We start from the raw sequence: 19245 nt of genomic DNA, 5'->3' as shown, positions 1-19245 counted from the left end.
GCCGTCTACTGCTCACGTCGTGCCCATCCGATAGCATCGCGACTCCCCGTCGTCGTCGACCTACGCTACGGTGCTGATCGAGTGCTTACGCCGCTGCGGCGGCCCGGTGCGGCTGACGGGCGATCGATCCGGAACCCGCAGACGTAAAAAAACCGGCCCTCGGGCCGGTTTTTTTTCAGCTGACGCTGAGGCTTACTGGCTTGCGCCCGAAGCCGGAGCAGCCGTCGCTGCCGAAGCAGCCGACGCCACTGCAGCAGCAGCGTCGCTCGCAGCAGCCGTTGCCGACGAAGCAGCAGCCGAAGCGTCGCTCGCAGCACCAGCAACTGCCGAAGCAGCCGTCGAAGCAGCAGCAGCTGCGTCGCTTGCAGCCGACGAAGCAGCTTGATCAGCGCTCTTGTTGCAAGCAGCCAGTGCAACAGCAGCCAACAGGGAAGCTACGAGGAGGGATTTCTTCATGATCACGTCCTTTTATGGTTAAAGGTAAGCAACAGCGCGAAACAATACCGGTAATGTGCTCCAACACCGACCTGGGCCGCTGGTGGAGACGCACTTCTAGAGCGTGAATCTTCCCTACGGCTTGGGCGGAAATTATATGCACTTTCCTATCGACCGTCGACAAATGCGGGGTCAATACGTTGTCTTTCCCATACAGAATTTGATCTGTACGGGCATACGGGGCGACTCACACTAATTCCGGCTTCCGACCCGTATCCAGCCCGCACGATACCACTCGTGCAACAAGGCTGTCATCGAGGGAACCCGAGATAGTGTTACAAACCGTTTCGCCTCCATCTGGCGTTGATTGGCCAGTTCGGGCAGCCATTCGCCGGCTTGCTCGAGCGGTCCTTCCTCGCCATTAATGAAGTACGATCGCGCGTTATACATCAATGCGGCCCTTCTGTCGAGACACACGCCGCGGCGTGACGCTTGCGCGACGAACGCGGCCTCGGTCAGCGGGCGTGCGGGCGGGTCGAATACGACGTTCGGTTTGGGCTCGCTCAGGTAGCAGCCGAGGAATTCGGCGACGTCGCGCTTGCGCCAGCGGATTGCGTCGACGATCTCGGCGACGCGTTCGACCATCGCCGGAGGCAGTTGCGCGGGCACGTCGACGGCCGGCTGCTTCGGATCGCGGTAGAGGTCGTCGCCGTTCCCGTCGCGCAGGCCGCCGCGTTCAGCGAGATAGTACAGGAACTGGGCGCCCAGTTCGCCCGCGGACGGGGCCCGGAAGCCGATCGAGCAGGTCATGCATTCGCCTTCTGCGACGCCGTCGTGCGCGATGTGCGGCGGCAGGTACAGCATGTCGCCGGGCTCCAGCACCCATTCGTCGCTCGGCTCGAAGTTTTCGAGGATCTTCAGCGGTACGTCCGGCTGCAGCGACAGGTCTTTCTGCGCACCGACGCGCCAGCGGCGCCGGCCTTCGATCTGCAGCAGGAATACGTCATACGAATCGAAGTGCGGGCCGACGCCGCCGCCGTCGGTCGCATACGAGATCATCAGGTCGTCCAGCCGCGCGTCCGGGATGAAGCGGAAGCGGTCGAGCAACGCGCGTGCCGCGTCGACATGCAGGTCGAGCCCCTGCACGAGCAGGGTCCAGGACTTGCGCGTGACGGCCGGCAGCGAGCCGGGCTCGAACGGGCCGTGCGCCAGTTGCCACTTGTTACGAAAATGGGTGATCAGTCGCGATTCCGCGTCATAGTCGGATGCGAGCTCGAACAGCGCATCGCGCGTGACCGGCGACGCAATGCCGGGGATTGCCTGGCGGATCAGGAGCGGCTTCTTTTGCCAGTAGCCGCGCATGAATTGCGCCGGCGTAAGACCGCCGAGCAGCGGTGTGGGAAGATCGGAAGGCGGCGCGCCGAGCGGGGCGGCAGCGGCATCCCGCGGTTCGGCTTGAGACCGGTTGCGCATCGTATAATGAGACTTGTATTTGGGAGAATTGGATGAAAATCGCAAAAAACACCGTCGTGTCGGTCACTTACAAGCTGTCGGATGCACAGGGCAATCTGATCGAGGAAAGCGACGAGCCGATGGTCTATCTGCACGGCGGCTATGATGGCACGTTCCCCAAGATCGAGGAACAGCTCGACGGGCACGAGCCGGGTTACCAGGCGCAGATTCAGCTCGAGCCGCAGGACGCGTTCGGCGACTACGATCCCGAACTCGTGAAGATCGAGCCGCGCGATCGTTTCCCCGAGCCGCTCGAAGTGGGCATGCAGTTCGAAGGCACGCCGGAAGACGGCGACGAGGACGTCGATTCGCTGATCTATACGGTCACCGACGTCGCCGAAGACAAGGTCGTGCTCGACGGCAATCACCCGCTGGCAGGCATGGCGCTGCGTTTCGCACTCACGGTGAAGGACGTCCGCGAAGCAACCGAAGACGAAATCGAGCATGAGCACGCGCATGGCGCGGAAGGGCTCGAGATCGTCGACGAGGACGAAGACGAAGACGGCGAATCGCCGTCAGGGCGCACCCTGCACTGAGCTCGCAGGCAGGCCGGGCGCCGGCCCCGATGCAGGGGGCGGTGCCGGCCGCGACGCGCCGCCGGGTGCGGCGCCGTCACCCTGCAGCGGCGGCGCGACCGCCGACGAGTCGGGCAGCACCGGCAACGCGGGGATTTCCGGCATCTGCGGCAGCGGAACCTCGTCGTGCGGCACGGGCGGCAGCGCGGGCGGCACAGGCAGGTTCTTCGGTACCTCCTGCAGGCTCACGTTGAAGATCGTCTGCCGTGCCGGCGACACGCTCACCTTTACCCACTGATTCGCCGGATGGCGCGGTCCGATCGCGACGCGCGTCACGTTTCCCACCGGGTCGCCGTCGTCGGTCCGCAGCGGTCGATCGATCAGAAAGCCGTTCGCGAGCGGTTCGCCGCTCGCGTGCATCACCAGTATCGGGCCGCGGAACGTCGCCGCCGCCTTCACCAGCGTTCGTTTCAACTCGCGGAAGCCGTCGCGCACGCGCGGCCGGTTGAAACGCAGCCACGCGAACCGCTCCGAGCGTTCATAGCGTTCGAATTGCGGATCGCCTTCGAAAATCACCACCATCGCACGCGCTTCGCGCCGCTTCGCGTATTCGGCTGCGTGATCGATCCAGAATCCGTTCGCGATGACGCGGTCCTCGAATTCGCCGTTGCGGCCGCCGGCCGTCAGGAAGTGGTTGTTCGGCGCCGGTGCGTTGAGTGCGACATAGACAATGTCGTCGCGCATCCAGCGTGCGTTTTCGCGATACGGCCGGAACCGGGCGATCTCGCTTTCCCGCGTGATTTGCAGCGCGCCCGGGTCGGGCAGCGCCGAATCGGCGAGCAGCGTCTGCCGCAGGAAGTCGAGCCGTTCGACCGGATCGTAGCTGCCGCCGGCCACGGTGTTGCACGTTACCCAGTCGTCGTGGCCGGGGATGAATACGAGCGGTACGCGTGCGGCGTCCAGGATCGCGCCGCGCTGCGAATACAGCGCATCGCGGCACGCTTCCTTCGAGCCCTTGAGATCGCCCGCATAGACGACGAAAGCGAGGTTGCGCTCGCGCGCGATCGAATCGAGCAGCCGCTGGGTCGCCGGTTCGTCCGCCGGTACGTTGATGACGCCCGACACGACCGCGAACGAGTAGGGCGCGGTGGCACGCTTCGGCGGCGCTGCCAGCGCGCCGGCCTGCGCGAGCGCCAGCACCGCCGCGGCGAGCGTGGCGGCGGCGCGGGCCGGCAGGCGCCGCGGGATGCGCTTACGCGTGCCCGTCGGCATCGTGCGACCGGACCAGCGTGCGCAGTTCGTACAGCAGGTCGAGCGCCTCGCGCGGCTTGAGATCGTCAGGGTCGATGTCGCGCAGCTTCTCGAGCGCCGGATGCGGCGTGTCGGGCAGCGCCGGCGCGTCCGCGCATTCGAAATCGTCGGCGACCACCGGCTGCGCGCTGAACAGGTCGAGTTGTGGCGTGTGTTGTACCGCCGACTGCTGTTCGAGATAGGCGAGGTGCTTGCGCGCGGCGCGGATCACGGGCGCCGGGACGCCCGCGAGCTGCGCGACCTGCAGGCCGTAACTCTGGTTCGCCGGGCCTTCGTTGACCGCGTGCAGGAACACGATGCCATGGCCGTGCTCGACGGCCGACAGATGCACGTTGGCTGCTTGCGGGAATTCGGCCGGCAGTTGCGTCAGCTCGAAGTAGTGCGTCGCGAACAGCGTGTAGCAGGCGTTGTGCGCAAGCAGGTGGCGCGCGATGGCCCACGCGAGTGCGAGGCCGTCGAACGTCGACGTGCCGCGGCCGATCTCGTCCATCAGCACGAGGCTTTGCGGGGTCGCGTCGTTGAGGATCGCCGCGGCCTCGGTCATCTCGACCATGAACGTCGAACGGCCGCCCGCGAGATCGTCGGCCGCGCCGATGCGCGTGAAGATCCGGTCGATCGGACCGAAGCATGCGGACTTCGCCGGCACGTAGCTGCCGACGTAAGCCATCAGCGCGATCAGTGCGGTCTGCCGCATGAACGTCGACTTACCGCCCATGTTCGGACCGGTGATCAGCAGCAGCTTGCGTTCGGTGCCGAACCGGCAGTCGTTCGCGATGAACTGCTCGACCTGTGCTTCGACGACCGGGTGGCGGCCTTGTTCGATTTCGATGCCGATCTCGTCGGTGAAGGTCGGCGCGACCCAGTCGAGCGCGCGTGCGCGTTCTGCGAATGCGGCGAGCAGGTCGAGCTCGGCGAGTGCCGACGCGACGCGCTGGCATTCGGGGATGAACGGCAGCAGCGCCTGCAGCACCGCGTCGTACAGCGCGCGCTCGCGCGCCAGCGCGCGTTCCTGCGCGGACAGTGCCTTGTCCTCGAAGGTCTTCAGTTCGGGCGTGATGTAGCGCTCGGCGTTCTTCAGCGTCTGGCGGCGGCGGTAGTCGTCGGGCACCTTGTCGGTCTGGCCGCGCGTGACCTCGATGTAGAAGCCGTGCACCTTGTTATATTCGACGCGCAGGTTCGCGATGCCGGTGCGCGTGCGTTCGCGCGCTTCGAGATCGATCAGGAACTGCCCGCAGTTCTCCGAGATGTCGCGCAGCTCGTCGAGCTCGGCGTCGTAGCCGCGCGCGATCACGCCGCCGTCGCGCACCATGGCGGCCGGCTCGGGCGCAATCGCGCTCGTCAGCAGGTCGAGGCATTCGGCGGGCGGCGCGAGCGCCGCGTCGACACGGGTGAGCGCGTCCGCATTCGCGACGATCGTGCTGATGCGCTCGCGCAGCGCCGGCAGCGCGGCGAACGTATCGCGCAGGCTCGACAGGTCGCGCGGGCGTGCGGACAGCAGCGCGAGACGCCCGGTGATCCGTTCGACGTCGGCGATCTGGCGCAGCGCGCTGCGCAGCGCATCGAGGCTGGCGTTTGCCGGTGCCTCGAGCAGCGCGCCGATCGCCTGCTGGCGCGACTGCGCGGCGACCGACGCGCGCGGCGGGTGATGCAGCCAGTGACGCAGCAGGCGGCTGCCCATCGTCGTGCAGCAGGTGTCGAGCAGCGAATACAGCGTCGGCGACTCGGTGCCGCGCAGCGTCTCGGTCAGTTCGAGGTTGCGGCGCGTGGCCGGATCGAGCCCGATGTATTCGGTTTCGTTCTCGACCTTCAGGCTGCGCACGTGCCGCAGCTGCTGGCCTTGCGTGGCCGCTGCATAGAGCAGCAGTGCGCCCGCGGCGCCGCAGGCGCTCGTCAGTGAGTGCGCACCGAAACCGTCGAGGCTCGCGACATCGAGTTGGTCGCACAGGCGCTGCGTGCCCGACGCGATGTCGAAGTGCCACGCCGGCACGCGCTTGGTTGCGCCCGTGCCTGCCGGCACGGCGTCGGTTGCGCCGTCCGCCGTCAGGATTTCTGCCGGCCGGATGCGCTCGAGCGCGGCGCCGAGCTGCTCGGGTTCGATTTCGGCGAGCCGCAGCGCACCGCTTGCGAGGTTCAGCCACGCGAGGCCGATGTTGACCGCGACGCCGCGCTTGTTGTGGCCCGTGCACATCGCGAGCAGGTAGACGTCGTTCTTGTCGGACAGCAGCGCGGCATCGGTCAGCGTGCCGGGCGTGACGACGCGCACGACCTTGCGCTCGACGGGGCCTTTCGACGTGGCCGGATCGCCGATCTGCTCGCAGATCGCGACTGATTCGCCCATCTTCACGAGCTTCGCAAGATACTGCTCGACCGCGTGATGCGGCACGCCGGCCATCTTGATCGGCGTGCCGGCCGATGCGCCGCGCTGCGTGAGGGTCAGGTCGAGCAGGCGCGCGGCCTTTTCGGCATCTTCGAAAAACAGCTCGTAGAAGTCGCCCATCCGGTAGAACACGAGCGTGTCGGGATGGTCGGCCTTGATGCGCAGGTACTGCTGCATCATCGGGGTGTGGCCTGCAAAGGCTTCGGGCGACAACGTGGTCATAGGTCAGGCATCAGGTTTGTTGCTTTGGTCGCCCGAGTTTACCAGCGGCCCCGACGTGCAAGTGCGAAGTTCGCCGTTCGGCCAGGTGCCGGCGACCACGACCGGCTGCTGCCGGCGCTGTCCGACGAATCGACCCCGCACTCGGGCGGGCCCGCGAAAGTCGGCGTCACCCGGCTCACGGCGCTTCGCGCGCCGATCCTGTCCGGCACCTCAGGACGCGAGCGTCGACGTCAGGCTGAGTGCCACCGCTTGCGCGACTTCGATGCCGTCGATGGCCGCCGAATAGATGCCGCCCGCATACCCCGCGCCTTCTCCGGCCGGATACAGGCCTTCGACGTTCATGCTTTGGTAATCGTCTTTGCGTCGAATCCGGATCGGCGACGAAGTGCGCGTCTCCACGCCGGTGAGCACGGCGTCGTGCATCGCGAAGCCCGCGATCTTCTTGTCGATCTGGGGCAATGCTTCGCGGATCGCTTCGATCACATAGTCCGGGAGCGCGGTGCTGAGATCGGTCGGGCGCACGCCGGGCTTGTACGACGGCTCCACGGAGCCAAGCGACGTCGACGGCCTGCCTGCGATGAAATCCCCGACCAGTTGGCCCGGCGCGTGGTAATCGCCGCCGCCGAGTTCGAATGCGCGCTCTTCCCATTTGCGCTGGAACGCGATGCCCGCCAGCGGACCGCCGGGATAGTCCTCCGGCGTGATGCCGACGACGATGCCCGCATTCGCGTTGCGCTCGGCCCGGGAATACTGGCTCATGCCATTGGTGACCACACGGCCCGGCTCGGAGGTCGCCGCAACCACCGTGCCGCCAGGGCACATGCAGAAGCTGTAGACCGCCCGCCCGTTGCTGCAGTGGTGGACCACCTTGTAGTCGGCCGCGCCGAGCTGCTTGTGGCCCGCAAACTTGCCGAAGCGGCTGCGATCGATCAGCCCCTGCGGATGCTCGATGCGAAAACCCAGCGAAAACGGCTTGGCTTCGATATACACACCGCGATCGTGCAGCATCTGGAAGGTGTCGCGCGCGCTGTGGCCCACGGCCAGCACCACGTGGTCGCACCGGAGTGTTTCCCCGTTCGAGAGCTTGAGCGAGCGCACCTTGCCTTGATCGATTTCGATGTCGTCGACCCGGGTTTCGAAGCGCACTTCACCACCCAGTTCGTGGATGGAAGCGCGCATTTTTTCTACCATGCTGACGAGGCGGAACGTGCCGATGTGCGGCCGGCTCAGATACAGGATGTCTTCCGGTGCGCCCGCCTTGACGAATTCGTCGAGCACCTTGCGGCCATAGTGGTTGGGATCCTTGATCTGGCTGTACAGCTTGCCGTCGGAAAACGTGCCGGCCCCGCCTTCGCCGAACTGCACGTTGGATTCGGGATTGAGTACGCTCTTGCGCCACAGGCCGAAGGTGTCCTTGGTGCGCTCGCGCACGGCCTTGCCACGCTCGAGGATGATGGGGCGGAATCCCATCTGCGCGAGGATCAGTCCTGCAAACAGGCCGCACGGCCCCATGCCGATGACGACCGGGCGCAGGAAAGCGGTGTGCTCGGGGGCCTTCGCGACAAAGCGGTACGCCATGTCGGGCGTGACGCCGCAATGCGGCTTGCCGGCGAGTCGCTCGAGCGCGGCCGCTTCGTCCTTGACTTCGACGTCGACGATATACGTCAGCTTGATGTCGGAGCGCTTGCGTGCATCGTGCGCACGGCGGAACACGGTATATCGGACGAGCCCGTCTGCCGCCACGCCAAGCTCCTCGAGGCGCGCGCGAATCGCGGCTTCGAGAGCGCTTTCGGGATGGTCGAGGGGGAGTTTAATTTCGCTTAGCCGTAACATGGGTACTCGGATGCTGTCGCCACGACGTCGTGGCGGTGTTGAAACAGGCGGGGCAGGCATGCGGGTGGGGGCGTTGTTCGCCACGCGGACATCCCGGATGCAAATCATTCATCGCTGGAAAACGCGGTACGACGGGCTGCATACTGACCAGGCCGGACAACTCGGGCAACTTCAGGACGGGAGCGTGAAGCGCGGGGAAGATTTTTCCGTCCCCGAACCATCGGAAGGCGAAAGTCGCTCCATCATCACGGTGCTGGCGAGTGGTTTGTCGAAAGCCACGCCAGGCGGGCGTAGCGCCCTTGTCGTTCATGCCGGCCAACATAGCACATCGATATAAATGCCACGCAAAAATGCGGCCGCCAGAGCGAGAAGGCGGTAGCGACGCACTCGGCATCGCTTTACCGACGGCCCGTGCCGCGTGAAGCGGGCCCGGGCCGTCGAAGCGCACCGCACCGGCGGGCGCGGCCGGGGCTTATTCGGCCGCCGGATGCACGCGGGTGTAGCGGTTCAGGATCGGGATCATCTGCGCGTAGATCTTCGGGTTCGCGGCGACGATCTCATGGCGATGCAGGAAATCGGCGTCGCCCGTGTAGTTGCCGACGAGGCCGCCGGCCTCGGTGATCAGCAGGCTGCCCGCCGCCATGTCCCACACGTTGATGCCCTGTTCGAAGAACGCGTCGAGGCGGCCGGCCGCGACGTTCGCGAGGTCGAGTGCCGCCGCGCCCGGGCGGCGCAGGCCCGTGCACGCCTGCGTCATTTCGGTGAAGAGGCGCGCATACGCGTCGAGGCCGTCCTTCTCGCGGAACGGGAAACCCGTGCCGACCAGTGCGTCGGACAGGCGGTCGCGGCGGCCGACGCGGATGCGGCGATCGTTCAGGTACGCGCCGCGGCCACGCGTGGCCGTGAACAGGTCGTTCTTGTTCGGATCGTAGACGACGGCCTGCGTGACGACGCCCTTGTGCTCGAGCGCGATCGATACGCAGTAGTACGGGAAGCCGTGGATGAAGTTGGTCGTACCGTCGAGCGGATCGATGATCCACTTGAATTCGGATTCGTTCTCCGATTCGCCCGATTCTTCCGCGAGGATCGCGTGGTCGGGGTAGGCGGTCTTCAGCGTCTCGATGATCGCCTCTTCGGCGGCCTTGTCCACTTCGGTGACGAAGTCGTTCTGCTGCTTCCTGCGGATCTCGATCAGGTCGAGATCGAGGGACGCGCGATTGATGATCTGTCCGGCGCGGCGCGCAGCCTTGACAGCAATGTTGAGCATGGGATGCATGAGCCTGGATCCTGTAGCCGGCGGCACGGGCCGCCACGAAGTGGAACAACCGCCCGGGACGGCGCAAGCGTGCCGGGCGAGGTGAGACGCGAATTGACAAAGAGCGGGGTACGACCCGCGTCGCACGGAGCGCGACGCGTAAAGGCATGATTTTACCCGATTTTTGGCGGTTTCAGGCGACCGGAATGCGGGGAAACCCCCGCTGGCCGTCCGGACGAGTGGGTTTGCCGGAGCGATAGCGCTACCATACGGCCATTCTGATGAACCGAGTCGTATCGTAGTGGAAACCCCGCAGAACACCGCCGCGCCGTCCGAGTCGGGCGCGGACACGTCCCGGCCGCCGTCCGGCGGCTTCACGTCCACCCGTTTCGTGCTCGTCGAGCCGAGCCATCCCGGCAATGTCGGGGCGGCCGCCCGCGCGCTGAAGACGATGGGCTTCTCGCGTCTCGTGCTGGTCGCGCCGCGCGTGCCGCACGTGCAGAGCGACCCCGAGGCGATCGCGATGGCCAGCGGCGCGGACGACGTCCTCGCGTCCGCGCATGTCGTGCCGACGCTTGGCGACGCGCTGTCCGGCGTCCACTGGTCGATCGCGCTGACCGCGCGCACACGCGAATACGGGCCGCCGCGCCTTGCGCCGCGTGCGGCCGCCGCGCAGGCGTGCGCGCAGGTCGGCGCGGGCGACATCGCGCTCGTGTTCGGCAACGAGCGCACGGGCCTCGCGAACGAGCATGTCGAGCAGTGCAGCGCGCTTGCACACATCCCGGCGAACCCTGCATACAGCTCGCTGAACCTCGCACAGGCCGTGCAGGTGCTCGCGTACGAGCTGCGCGTCGCGTTTCTCGAGCAGGCGAGCGAGCCTTCGCCGCAACCGCCGGCCGAGGCCGGCACGCTCGCGCAGAGCGACGAGATCGAGCGGATGTACGTGCACCTCGAGAACGCGCTGATCGCGCTCGATTTCCTCGACCCGCGCAATCCGAAGAAACTGATGCCGCGGCTGCGGCGCCTGTTCGCACGCACGGGCCTCGAGCGCGAGGAGGTCAACATCCTGCGCGGCGTCGCGAAGCACATCCTGCTGAAATCGGGCAAGCCCGACGGCGACGCGTAAGCGGCCGGCGCACACCGGCAACCTGGCGTTCAGGTGTGGCGTCACGGCCGGGCAGGCGTTTTGTCGGCCTTCGGGAGCGCCGGGCCCCCGAGCGTTTCCGGTCGGCCGAACCTCCCGCGAACACCGCGACAGCGAGCCTCCCGCCCGAATACCCGCGCCGGTGGCGGGGTGAACGCGCGACCTCGTGCGGCCGTGCGCGACTGGCCCTACAATCGCCGGACGTCATAAGCAAATTACCCGGCGCGATAACGGCCGGTCATTGCCGGCGGTGCGCGCCGGCCTTTTCCCCGATCAGATCATGTTCACGAGACTGCGCGAAGACGTTGCAACGATTCGCGAGCGGGATCCCGCCGCTCGCAGTGCCTGGGAAGTGCTGACCTGTTATCCGGGGCTGCATGCGCTCGTGCTGCACCGTTTCGCGCATGCCTGCTGGCGCGCAAGGCGCTACTGGCTTGCACGTTTCGCGTCGCAGGCCGGGCGGTTTCTGACGGGTATCGAGATCCACCCCGGTGCGACGATCGGCCGGCGCGTGTTCATCGATCACGGCATGGGTGTCGTGATCGGCGAGACGGCGATCATCGGCGACGACTGCACGATCTATCAGGGCGTGACGCTGGGTGGCACGTCGCTCACGCGCGGCGCGAAGCGCCACCCGACGCTCGAGGCCGGCGTGATCGTCGGCGCAGGCGCGAAGGTGCTGGGCGGTTTCACGGTCGGCGCGGGAGCGAAGATCGGTTCGAACGCGGTCGTCGTGAAGCCGGTGCCGGTGGGCGGCACGGCGGTCGGCAATCCGGCGCGCATCGTGATGCCGGCGAAGCCGAAGCCGCAGCCGGAACGCGCGGCGTTCTGCGCATACGGGATCACGCCGAACGCCGACGATCCGATGTCGCTCGCGATTCACGGGCTGATCGATCACGCGGCGAAGGAAAGCCGCCGCGTCGACGAGATCGTCGCGGCGCTCGAGCGGCTCGGCACGCATCTGGAAGCGCTGCAGGGCGCCGATGCGGCGCGCCTCGACCTGCGCAGGCTGTCGGCGGTGCTGGAAGGAAACGCGGTCGAGCGTCAGTCGTAATGCGATGCACGCCGACGGCTGCCAGTCGGTGAGACGGCGGCGGCGGCGTCAGTCGAGCGGCATCGCGTGGATGCCTTCCGCGTCGATGCGCAGGTAGCCGCCGCGCGGCGCTCCGTGGTCGAGATCCCAGTCGGGCAGCACCCAGCGGATGCCGCCCGGTTCGGCGTGGCTCGCGGGGCGGTGCGTGTGGCCGTGAATGATCACGGTTGCGCGGCTTTTCCGGAACAGCGCGGCCACGCCTTCACGCGTGACATCGTAGATCGCCGAAGCGGGGCGCATCCGGCCCGCTTCGCTGTTCGAACGCATGCGTTGCGCGAGCGCGCGGCGCCAGCGCAACGGCCACGCGAGAAACAGCCATTGCGCGACGCGGTTGCGTGCGAAGCGGCGGAACACCTGGTAGCCGCGGTCGGCCGTGCATTGCGCGTCGCCGTGCGCGAGCACGATGCGCTGGCCGAACGCCATGATCAGCGAAGGATCGGGCAGCAACATCGCGCCGGCTGCCTTCATGAAGCGCCGGCCGAGCAGGAAATCGCGGTTGCCGTGCATCACGTAGAGCGCGATCCCGCGTTCCGAGAGTGTGTGCATCAGCGCGGCCATGCGTGCCGCGAACGGATCGTCGTCGAGGATGTCGTCGCCGATCCAGTATTCGAAAAGATCGCCGAGGATGAACACCGAGTCGGCGCTGTCGGCGGTGTATTTCACGAAATGCTCGAACGCGGCGACCGTCTTTGGAATCGCCTCGCTCAGATGCAGATCGGAGAGCAACAGGAACGGGCGTGCGGCTTGCGCGTATTCGCGCTCGCCCGGCACGCCCGCGGAGACGCTTCGCGGCGGACTCTCCTGCAACATCGAAGTGCCTCCGTTACCGTGCGTCAGACCACGACGGCCTTCTCGATCACGACGTCGTCGGTCGGCACGTCCTGGTGGAAACCGGCGTTGCCCGTCTTGACGCCCTTGATCTTGTCGACCACGTCCTGGCCTTCGACGACCTTGCCGAACACCGCGTAGCCCCAGCCCTGCGGCGTCGGCGACGAGTGGTTCAGGAAGTCGTTGTCGTTCACGTTGATGAAGAACTGGGCGGTCGCCGAGTGCGGATCGTTCGTGCGCGCCATCGCGACCGTGTAGTTGTCGTTCTTCAGGCCGTTGTTCGCTTCGTTGTCGATCGGCGCGTCGGTCGGCTTCTGCTTCAGGCCCGGCTCGAAGCCGCCGCCCTGGATCATGAAGCCGTTGATCACGCGATGGAACACGGTGCCGTCGTAGTGGCCCTTCTTCACGTAGTTCAGGAAGTTCTCGACCGTCTTCGGTGCCTTCGCGGCGTCGAGCTCGAGCTTGATCACGCCGTGGTTCGTATGCAGTTCAACCATGATGAATTCCTTCGATGAGGCGGTTTAAATGGCACGCGGCCGGTCGTGCGACGCGGCCGCGTGAGTCGCCGGACGTGCCGGCAGGTTCTTACTTCGAGACGATGCTGGCCGATTCGATCACGACCGGTTGCGCGGGCACGTCCTGCATCGGGCCGCGCGAGGTCGTCGCCACGCCTTCGATCTTCTTCACGACGTCGAGGCCCGACACGACCTTGCCGAACACCGCATAGCCGTTGCCGTCCGGGTTCGGGTAGTCGAGGCCGCTGTTGTCGACCGTGTTGATGAAGAACTGCGCGGTGGCCGAGTTCGGATCGCTCGTGCGTGCCATCGCGATCGTGCCCGTCAGGTTCTTCAGACCATTGCGGCTCTCCAGCGGAATCGGCGCGCGGGTCGGCTTCTCTTCGAAGCTGGTCTTGTAGCCGCCGCCTTGGATCATGAAGCCCTTGATCACGCGATGGAAGATCGTGCCGTTGTACTGGCCGGCCTTCACGTAATCGAGGAAGTTGGCGACCGACTTCGGCGCCTTCTCCGGGTAGAGCTCGACACGGATGTCGCCCTGCGAGGTCTTGAGCTGCACGACCGGGTGCGCGGTGGCCGTTTGCGCGAAAGCGGGCGCGGTCGCGGTCGCGAGAAGGGCGGCGCCGCCAAGCGCCAGCAACAGACGTTTCATTGCGATCCTCAGGTTGGGAGGGAAAGGGGGCCGCGCCGCTTATTGCGACGGCGGCGCGACATACGGTGCCGCCAGTGCGCCCGACGGACCGCTGAACTGGAACGTCGGCGACATCGGCAGCGTGGTGGTGCTCACGTTCGCGGCTGCGCGGTCGGAGTAGTCGCGCGTGGACGGCGCGACCGCGCGGGCATTCGGCGCGACCTTCGGCGGCGACACGATCTTCTGCAGGTCGGCGAGGCGCTGTGCGGTCGCGCCGCTCGTGCGGCCGAGCGATTGCGCACGCTTGTACGATTCGGCCGCGAGGCGCAGGTACAGGTCGCCGAGGTTCTCGTACGCGAGCGAGTAGCTCGGGTTCGATTGCGTCGCCGTGACGAGCGCGGTGCGCGCTTCGTCGTAGCGGCCATGCTTCGCGTAGAGCGCCGCGAGGTTGTTGTACGGCTCGGGCAGTTCGGGGTACGCCTGCGTGATCGCGACGAACTGCTGGATCGCATCGTCGTCGCGGTTCAGGCGGGCCAGCACGGTGCCGCGCTTGAACTGCGCCTGCACGTCGCGCGGGTTCGACGCGATGCGCGCGTCGAGCTGCGCGAGCGCCTGCTTCCACTGCTTGCCGGCGATCGACGCGTCGATTTCGGGGGTGCCGTCGGCGGTGGCCGGGGCTTTCTGCGCATGCGCCGCGGGGGCCGCGAACAGCGTCAGCGCGACGCCCATGACGGTGGTCGCAACGAGGGTCGCAGCGCTCGGCGCGCGGCCGCGATGAGGTTTCATAGGCGTAAATCGGAATGTTATACTCCGAGCCATTCTAACAAAACGTCTGCGCGTTCCGGCGAGCCGCAGGCAGTCTTTCTTAGCCTCTCGTGGCCGTCACCGCTGTGCTTGCAGCCTGACCGCCCCATGTGATAGCGAGGACGCTCGGCCTGGCGCCGCAGCAGATGGTCCGTCCGCTTCGCATGCTGGGCGAGCTTCGCCAGGGCGGTTTCCTTCGGCTCACGGTTCATCTCTATGGAATCACTGCGCATCTACAACACGCTCGCGCGTGACAAGCAAGTTTTCGTGCCGCGCCAGCCCGGCGAAGTGCGGATGTACGTATGCGGAATCACCGTCTACGACTATTGTCACGTGGGCCACGCGCGCATGCTGGTCGTGTTCGACCTCGTCCAGCGCTGGCTGCGTGCGATCGGCTACCGGGTCACGTATGTGCGCAACATTACCGACATCGACGACAAGATCATCCGCCGCGCGGTCGAGAACGGCGAGACGATCAAGTCGCTGACCGACCGGTTCATCGGCGCGATGCACGAGGATGAAGGCGCGCTCGGCATCCAGCGGCCCGACATCGAGCCGCGTGCGACGCAATTCATTCCGCAGATGCTCGGCATGATCGAGACGCTCGAGACGAACGGTTACGCGTACCAGGCGACCGACGGCGACGTCAATTACTCGGTGCGCAAGTTCGCGAACTACGGGAAGCTGTCGGGCAAGTCGCTCGACGATCTTCGCGCAGGCGAGCGCGTCGCCGCGAACGACGCGAAGGAAGATCCGCTCGATTTCGTGCTGTGGAAGCGCGCGAAGCCGGAGGATCCGGAAGGCGCGTCGTGGGCGTCGAAGTACGGGATGGGCCGCCCGGGCTGGCACATCGAGTGCTCGGCGATGGGCTGCACGCTGCTTGGCGATCATTTCGACATCCATGGCGGCGGGCAGGATCTGCAATTCCCGCACCACGAGAACGAGATCGCGCAGAGCGAAGGCGCAACCGGCCAGACGTTCGTCAACTACTGGATGCACAACGGCTTCGTGCAGGTCGACAACGAGAAGATGTCGAAATCGCTCGGCAACTTCTTCACGATCCGCGAAGTGCTCGAGCGGTACGACGCCGAAGTCATGCGCTTCTTCATCGTGCGCACGCACTACCGGTCGCCGCTGAACTACAGCGACGTGCATCTCGACGATGCGCGCGCGTCGCTCACGCGTCTCTATACCGCACTGAAGGATGTCGAGGCCGACACGCTCGCGCTCGACTGGAACGAGCCGCATGCGCAGCGTTTCACGGCCGCGATGAACGACGACTTCAACACGCCCGTCGCGGTGGCAACGCTGTTCGAGCTGGCGGGCGAGGTGAATCGCACGCGCGACGCGGCGCTCGCGCGGCAACTGAAACAACTGGCAGGCCTGCTCGGCCTGCTGGGCCGCGAACCGCGCGCGTTCCTGCAGCAGGCGTCCGGCGCCGCGCAGGCGGGCGCGCTCGCCGCCGACGAGATCGAAGCGAAGATCGCCGCGCGCGTCGCGGCGAAGCAGGCGAAGGACTATGCCGAAGCGGACCGGATTCGGGCAGAACTGCTCGAGGCCGGCATCGCACTTGAAGACAAACCGGGCGGATCGACCGAATGGCGTCGCGTATGAGCGCGGTGCGTTCCACTGACCGATCCGTCAGGTAGGAGGCAGGATGGCAACGGCCAGAAAAGCGCCGGTCAGGCGCGCGACCCCGGTCGCCGCGCGTCCGGCAGCCAAGCGCGTGCCGTCGAAGGCGGACGCGACGCGCGCCGCGCCGAACGGCGCGCTCAACGGTCATGCGCAGCCGGCGGCTGCGCTGCCGGCCGCCGACGCGGCCCGCAAGACGCGTGTGTCCGAAGCGGACGGCGAGGAGGTTGTCGTGCGTCCGGCATACTGGGACAAGGCATGCGCCGACCTCGTCAAGCGCGACCGGATCCTGAAGAAACTGATCCCGAAGTTCGGTCCCGCGCATCTCGTAAAGCGCGGCGACCCGTTCGTCACGCTCGCGCGCTCGGTCGTCGGCCAGCAGATTTCGGTGCCGTCCGCGCAGTCGCTGTGGGCGCATATCGAGGACGCCTGTCCGAAACTCGCGCCGCAGCCGGTGATCCGGCTCGGCGCGGACAAGCTGATCGCTTGCGGGTTGTCGAAGCGCAAGACCGAATACATCCTCGATCTCGCGCAGCATTTCGTGTCGGGCGCGCTGCACGTCGACAAATGGACGTCGATGGACGACGAGGACGTGATCGCGGAACTCACGCAGATCCGCGGCATCAGCCGCTGGACGGCCGAGATGTTCCTGATCTTCAACCTGTCGCGGCCGGATGTGCTGCCGCTCGACGACCCGGGCCTGATCCGCGCGATCAGCGTCAATTACTTCAGCGGGGAACCCGTCACGCGTAGCGAGGCGCGTGAGGTCGCGGCCAACTGGGAGCCGTGGCGCACCGTCGCGACCTGGTACATGTGGCGCAGCCTCGATGCGCCCGACACCGACGCCTGACTGTTAGCTATCGGGTTTTAAACATCAATAGTTGAGAACCGGTTTTGAGCGTCGCCCGCGCGGGTAGAATACGCGCTGCCGCAAGACCCAAGGATTCGAACACATGAAGACCACGTTTCTGGATTTCGAACAGCCGATCGCCGAACTCGAGGCCAAGATCGAAGAACTGCGATTCGTGCAGGATGACTCGGCTGTCGATATTTCGGAAGAAATCGAGCGGCTGTCGAAGAAAAGCCAGCAACTGACGAAGGACCTCTACGCGAACCTGTCGCCGTGGCAGGTTTCGCAGATCGCGCGGCACCCGCAGCGTCCGTACACGCTCGATTACGTTGCGGAACTGTTTACCGATTTTCACGAGCTGCACGGCGACCGCGCATTCGCGGACGATCTGTCGATCGTCGGCGGTCTCGCGCGCTTCGGCGGCCATCCGTGCATGGTGATCGGTCACCAGAAGGGCCGCGACACGAAGGAGCGCGCCGCGCGCAACTTCGGGATGCCGCGTCCGGAAGGCTATCGCAAGGCCGAACGCCTGATGCGTCTCGCCGAGAAGTTCGGGCTGCCGATCTTCACGTTCGTCGACACGCCGGGCGCGTATCCGGGCATCGGCGCGGAAGAGCGCGGCCAGTCGGAAGCGATCGGCCGCAACCTGTACGTGATGGCCGAGCTGAAGACGCCGATCATCACGACGGTGATCGGCGAGGGCGGTTCGGGCGGCGCGCTCGCGATCGCCGTGGCCGACACCGTGATGATGCTGCAGTTCTCGACCTACTCGGTGATCTCACCGGAAGGCTGCGCGTCGATCCTGTGGAAGAGCGCCGCGAAGGCGCCGGAAGCCGCGGAAGCGCTGGGCCTGACCGCGCACCGCCTGAAGGCGCTCGGCCTGATCGACAAGATCATCAACGAGCCGCTTGGCGGCGCGCATCGCGATCCGAAGGGCATGGCTGCGCTGCTGCGCCGCGCGCTCGCCGATTCGTTGCGCCAGTTCCAGGGCATGAGCATCGATGCGCTGCGCGAGCGCCGCTTCGAGCGCCTGATGGCCTACGGCAAGTTCAAGGAAACCACGCCGGGCGCATGACCGGCTGCGTGCTCGATACGCGCGCCGCTGCGTGCGCGTCCCTCTCGTGATCCCACCGACCGAATTCTCCGCCGACCGCGTCGTACTCGACGCGGTCGGCGTTGCGCTTTCCGGCATGCCGTCCGATGCACGCATCGCGATCGCCTACAGCGGCGGCCTCGATTCGACGGTGCTGCTCGACGCGGCCGTGCGTGTCGCGGGCGCGTCGCGCTGCGTCGCGCTGCACGTGCATCACGGCCTGAGCGCGAACGCCGACGCGTGGGTCGCGCATGCCGAGGCGGCAGCGGCGCGGCTCGGCGTCGAATTCGAATCGATGCGCGTCGACGTGCCGCGCGACAGCGGTCTCGGTATCGAGGCGACCGCGCGCGAGCGTCGTTATGCCGCGCTCGACGCGATGTGCGAGCGCCATGGCGCGGCCGCACTGTGGCTCGCGCAGCATGCGGACGACCAGGCCGAGACGGTGCTGCTGCAACTGCTGCGCGGCGCAGGGATCGCGGGGCTCGCCGCAATGGCGCCGCGCTACCGTCCCGACGGCGCGAGCGTCGAGCGCGTGCGCCCATTGCTGCGATTGTTGCGCGCGCAACTTGAGCGCTATGCGACGCAGCACGAACTCGAATGGATCGACGACGAATCGAACAGCGACACGCGCTACGCGCGCAATGCGCTGCGCATCGATGTGCTGCCGGCACTGGCCGTGCATTTCCCGGGCTTTCGCGACGCGCTCGGTCGCGCGGCCCAGCATGCGGCCGCCGCGCAGCGGCTGCTCGACGATCTGGCCGAACTGGATTTCGCCGTCGCCGCGCGCGACGACGGTCATGCGCTGTCGCGCGAGTCGCTGGTCGCGTTCGACGATACGCGCGGCGCGAACCTGCTGCGCTTCTGGATGCGCCGGCTCGGTTTGCCGGGCGCATCGGCCGCCCGGCTCGCCAACATGATGCGGCAGTTGCGCGCCGCGCACGACGCGCATGTGCTGCGCGTCGATCACGCGGGGCAGTGCCTGCGGCTCTATCGCGACGTCGTCTACTGGGAAGCGGGCGACAGCGCCGAACCGGCCGACGACGGCACCGGCACGCCGCACCCGGAATCGGCGCTCGCGTGGGACGGGCAGGAAGTCTGGCACCTGCCGGGATGGCGCGGCACGTTCGTGTTCGCGCCGGCCGACGCGGGAAGCGCCGGCGCGGTGCCGGAGGCGCTGCTGCGCGCCGCGCCGCTC

The 19245-nt window shown here is 66.7% G+C and carries 18 protein-coding genes; 8 read left to right on the top strand and 10 right to left on the bottom strand.

Annotated elements, in window-relative coordinates:
- Positions 1 to 385: 385 nt before the first annotated feature.
- Positions 386 to 631, bottom strand: coding sequence for a hypothetical protein (locus ACPUER_RS32725; RefSeq protein ID WP_011657350.1), 246 nt, complete (start codon positions 629 to 631; stop codon positions 386 to 388).
- 56 nt (positions 632 to 687) lie between these two features.
- Positions 688 to 1908: a JmjC domain-containing protein gene (locus ACPUER_RS32720; protein WP_425133111.1), complete on the bottom strand. Its 1221-nt coding sequence runs from the start codon at positions 1906 to 1908 to the stop codon at positions 688 to 690.
- A gap of 32 nt (positions 1909 to 1940) precedes the next feature.
- Between ACPUER_RS32720 and ACPUER_RS32715 the strand changes: the two genes are divergently transcribed.
- Positions 1941 to 2483 (top strand): FKBP-type peptidyl-prolyl cis-trans isomerase, encoded by a 543-nt coding sequence (locus ACPUER_RS32715; protein WP_034183585.1) that lies wholly within the window; start codon positions 1941 to 1943, stop codon positions 2481 to 2483.
- Here ACPUER_RS32715 and ACPUER_RS32710 read toward each other — a convergent pair.
- The 3 genes from ACPUER_RS32710 to ACPUER_RS32700 form a co-directional block, all read right to left on the bottom strand.
- The gene (locus tag ACPUER_RS32710) at positions 2463 to 3734 is read right to left on the bottom strand and encodes a hypothetical protein (protein ID WP_425133110.1); all 1272 of its coding nucleotides are present in this window, start codon (positions 3732 to 3734) and stop codon (positions 2463 to 2465) included. The two genes, ACPUER_RS32715 and ACPUER_RS32710, sit on opposite strands and share 21 nt — an antisense overlap.
- Positions 3715 to 6372, bottom strand: a complete 2658-nt coding sequence (gene mutS, locus ACPUER_RS32705) for a DNA mismatch repair protein MutS (RefSeq protein WP_175961226.1) — start codon at positions 6370 to 6372, stop codon at positions 3715 to 3717. The genes ACPUER_RS32710 and mutS overlap by 20 nt, the downstream gene beginning before the upstream one ends.
- Before the next feature lie 210 nt (positions 6373 to 6582).
- Entirely contained in the window at positions 6583 to 8205 is a 1623-nt protein-coding gene (locus ACPUER_RS32700) for an NAD(P)/FAD-dependent oxidoreductase (protein ID WP_310141744.1), read from the bottom strand.
- A 97-nt stretch (positions 8206 to 8302) separates the two neighbouring features.
- On the opposite strand from ACPUER_RS32700, the gene ACPUER_RS32695 reads away from it, so the two are divergent.
- Positions 8303 to 8542: a hypothetical protein gene (locus ACPUER_RS32695; protein ID WP_425133109.1), complete on the top strand. Its 240-nt coding sequence runs from the start codon at positions 8303 to 8305 to the stop codon at positions 8540 to 8542.
- Between the two features lie 135 nt (positions 8543 to 8677).
- On the opposite strand, the gene ACPUER_RS32690 is transcribed toward ACPUER_RS32695, so the two are convergent.
- The gene (locus ACPUER_RS32690; protein WP_072437022.1) at positions 8678 to 9481 is read right to left on the bottom strand and encodes an inositol monophosphatase family protein; all 804 of its coding nucleotides are present in this window, start codon (positions 9479 to 9481) and stop codon (positions 8678 to 8680) included.
- Positions 9482 to 9761: 280 nt separating this feature from the next.
- Between ACPUER_RS32690 and ACPUER_RS32685 the strand changes: the two genes are divergently transcribed.
- Both ACPUER_RS32685 and cysE read left to right on the top strand, forming a co-directional pair.
- A complete protein-coding gene (locus ACPUER_RS32685) occupies positions 9762 to 10586 on the top strand; it encodes an RNA methyltransferase (RefSeq protein WP_072437023.1) in 825 nt (274 codons plus the stop codon).
- A gap of 298 nt (positions 10587 to 10884) precedes the next feature.
- Positions 10885 to 11658 (top strand): serine O-acetyltransferase, encoded by a 774-nt coding sequence (gene cysE / locus ACPUER_RS32680; protein WP_425133108.1) that lies wholly within the window; start codon positions 10885 to 10887, stop codon positions 11656 to 11658.
- A gap of 48 nt (positions 11659 to 11706) precedes the next feature.
- Here the strand turns inward: cysE and ACPUER_RS32675 are convergent, their stop codons facing one another.
- The 4 genes from ACPUER_RS32675 to ACPUER_RS32660 all read right to left on the bottom strand — a co-directional run bounded on the left by ACPUER_RS32675 (position 11707) and on the right by ACPUER_RS32660 (position 14457).
- Positions 11707 to 12507 (bottom strand): UDP-2,3-diacylglucosamine diphosphatase, encoded by an 801-nt coding sequence (locus tag ACPUER_RS32675; protein ID WP_425133107.1) that lies wholly within the window; start codon positions 12505 to 12507, stop codon positions 11707 to 11709.
- A gap of 23 nt (positions 12508 to 12530) precedes the next feature.
- A complete protein-coding gene (locus tag ACPUER_RS32670; RefSeq protein WP_006478428.1) occupies positions 12531 to 13022 on the bottom strand; it encodes a peptidylprolyl isomerase in 492 nt (163 codons plus the stop codon).
- An 88-nt stretch (positions 13023 to 13110) separates the two neighbouring features.
- Complete coding sequence (locus ACPUER_RS32665; RefSeq protein ID WP_175961221.1) at positions 13111 to 13692, bottom strand: peptidylprolyl isomerase; 582 nt, start codon at positions 13690 to 13692, stop codon at positions 13111 to 13113.
- Positions 13693 to 13731: 39 nt separating this feature from the next.
- The gene (locus ACPUER_RS32660) at positions 13732 to 14457 is read right to left on the bottom strand and encodes a tetratricopeptide repeat protein (RefSeq protein WP_175961220.1); all 726 of its coding nucleotides are present in this window, start codon (positions 14455 to 14457) and stop codon (positions 13732 to 13734) included.
- Between the two features lie 234 nt (positions 14458 to 14691).
- Between ACPUER_RS32660 and cysS the strand changes: the two genes are divergently transcribed.
- From cysS to tilS, 4 genes are all read left to right on the top strand, one after another.
- Positions 14692 to 16089 carry a cysteine--tRNA ligase gene (gene cysS, locus ACPUER_RS32655; protein WP_425133106.1) on the top strand — a complete coding sequence of 466 codons (1398 nt, stop codon included), beginning with the start codon at positions 14692 to 14694 and terminating at the stop codon, positions 16087 to 16089.
- A gap of 43 nt (positions 16090 to 16132) precedes the next feature.
- Positions 16133 to 16957, top strand: coding sequence for a DNA-3-methyladenine glycosylase family protein (locus ACPUER_RS32650; protein WP_175961218.1), 825 nt, complete (start codon positions 16133 to 16135; stop codon positions 16955 to 16957).
- Between the two features lie 103 nt (positions 16958 to 17060).
- Positions 17061 to 18032: an acetyl-CoA carboxylase carboxyltransferase subunit alpha gene (locus tag ACPUER_RS32645; protein WP_006478433.1), complete on the top strand. Its 972-nt coding sequence runs from the start codon at positions 17061 to 17063 to the stop codon at positions 18030 to 18032.
- 46 nt (positions 18033 to 18078) lie between these two features.
- A partial coding sequence (gene tilS, locus ACPUER_RS32640; protein WP_425133105.1) for a tRNA lysidine(34) synthetase TilS occupies positions 18079 to 19245 on the top strand: 1167 nt, incomplete at its 3' end.

The sequence above is a fragment of the Burkholderia sp. DN3021 genome, from assembly GCF_049805555.1.
Lineage (GTDB): Bacteria > Pseudomonadota > Gammaproteobacteria > Burkholderiales > Burkholderiaceae > Burkholderia > Burkholderia pyrrocinia_C.
The sequence above is the reverse complement of the archived record's forward strand: the minus strand, read 5'-3'. Positions and strand labels throughout refer to the sequence as shown.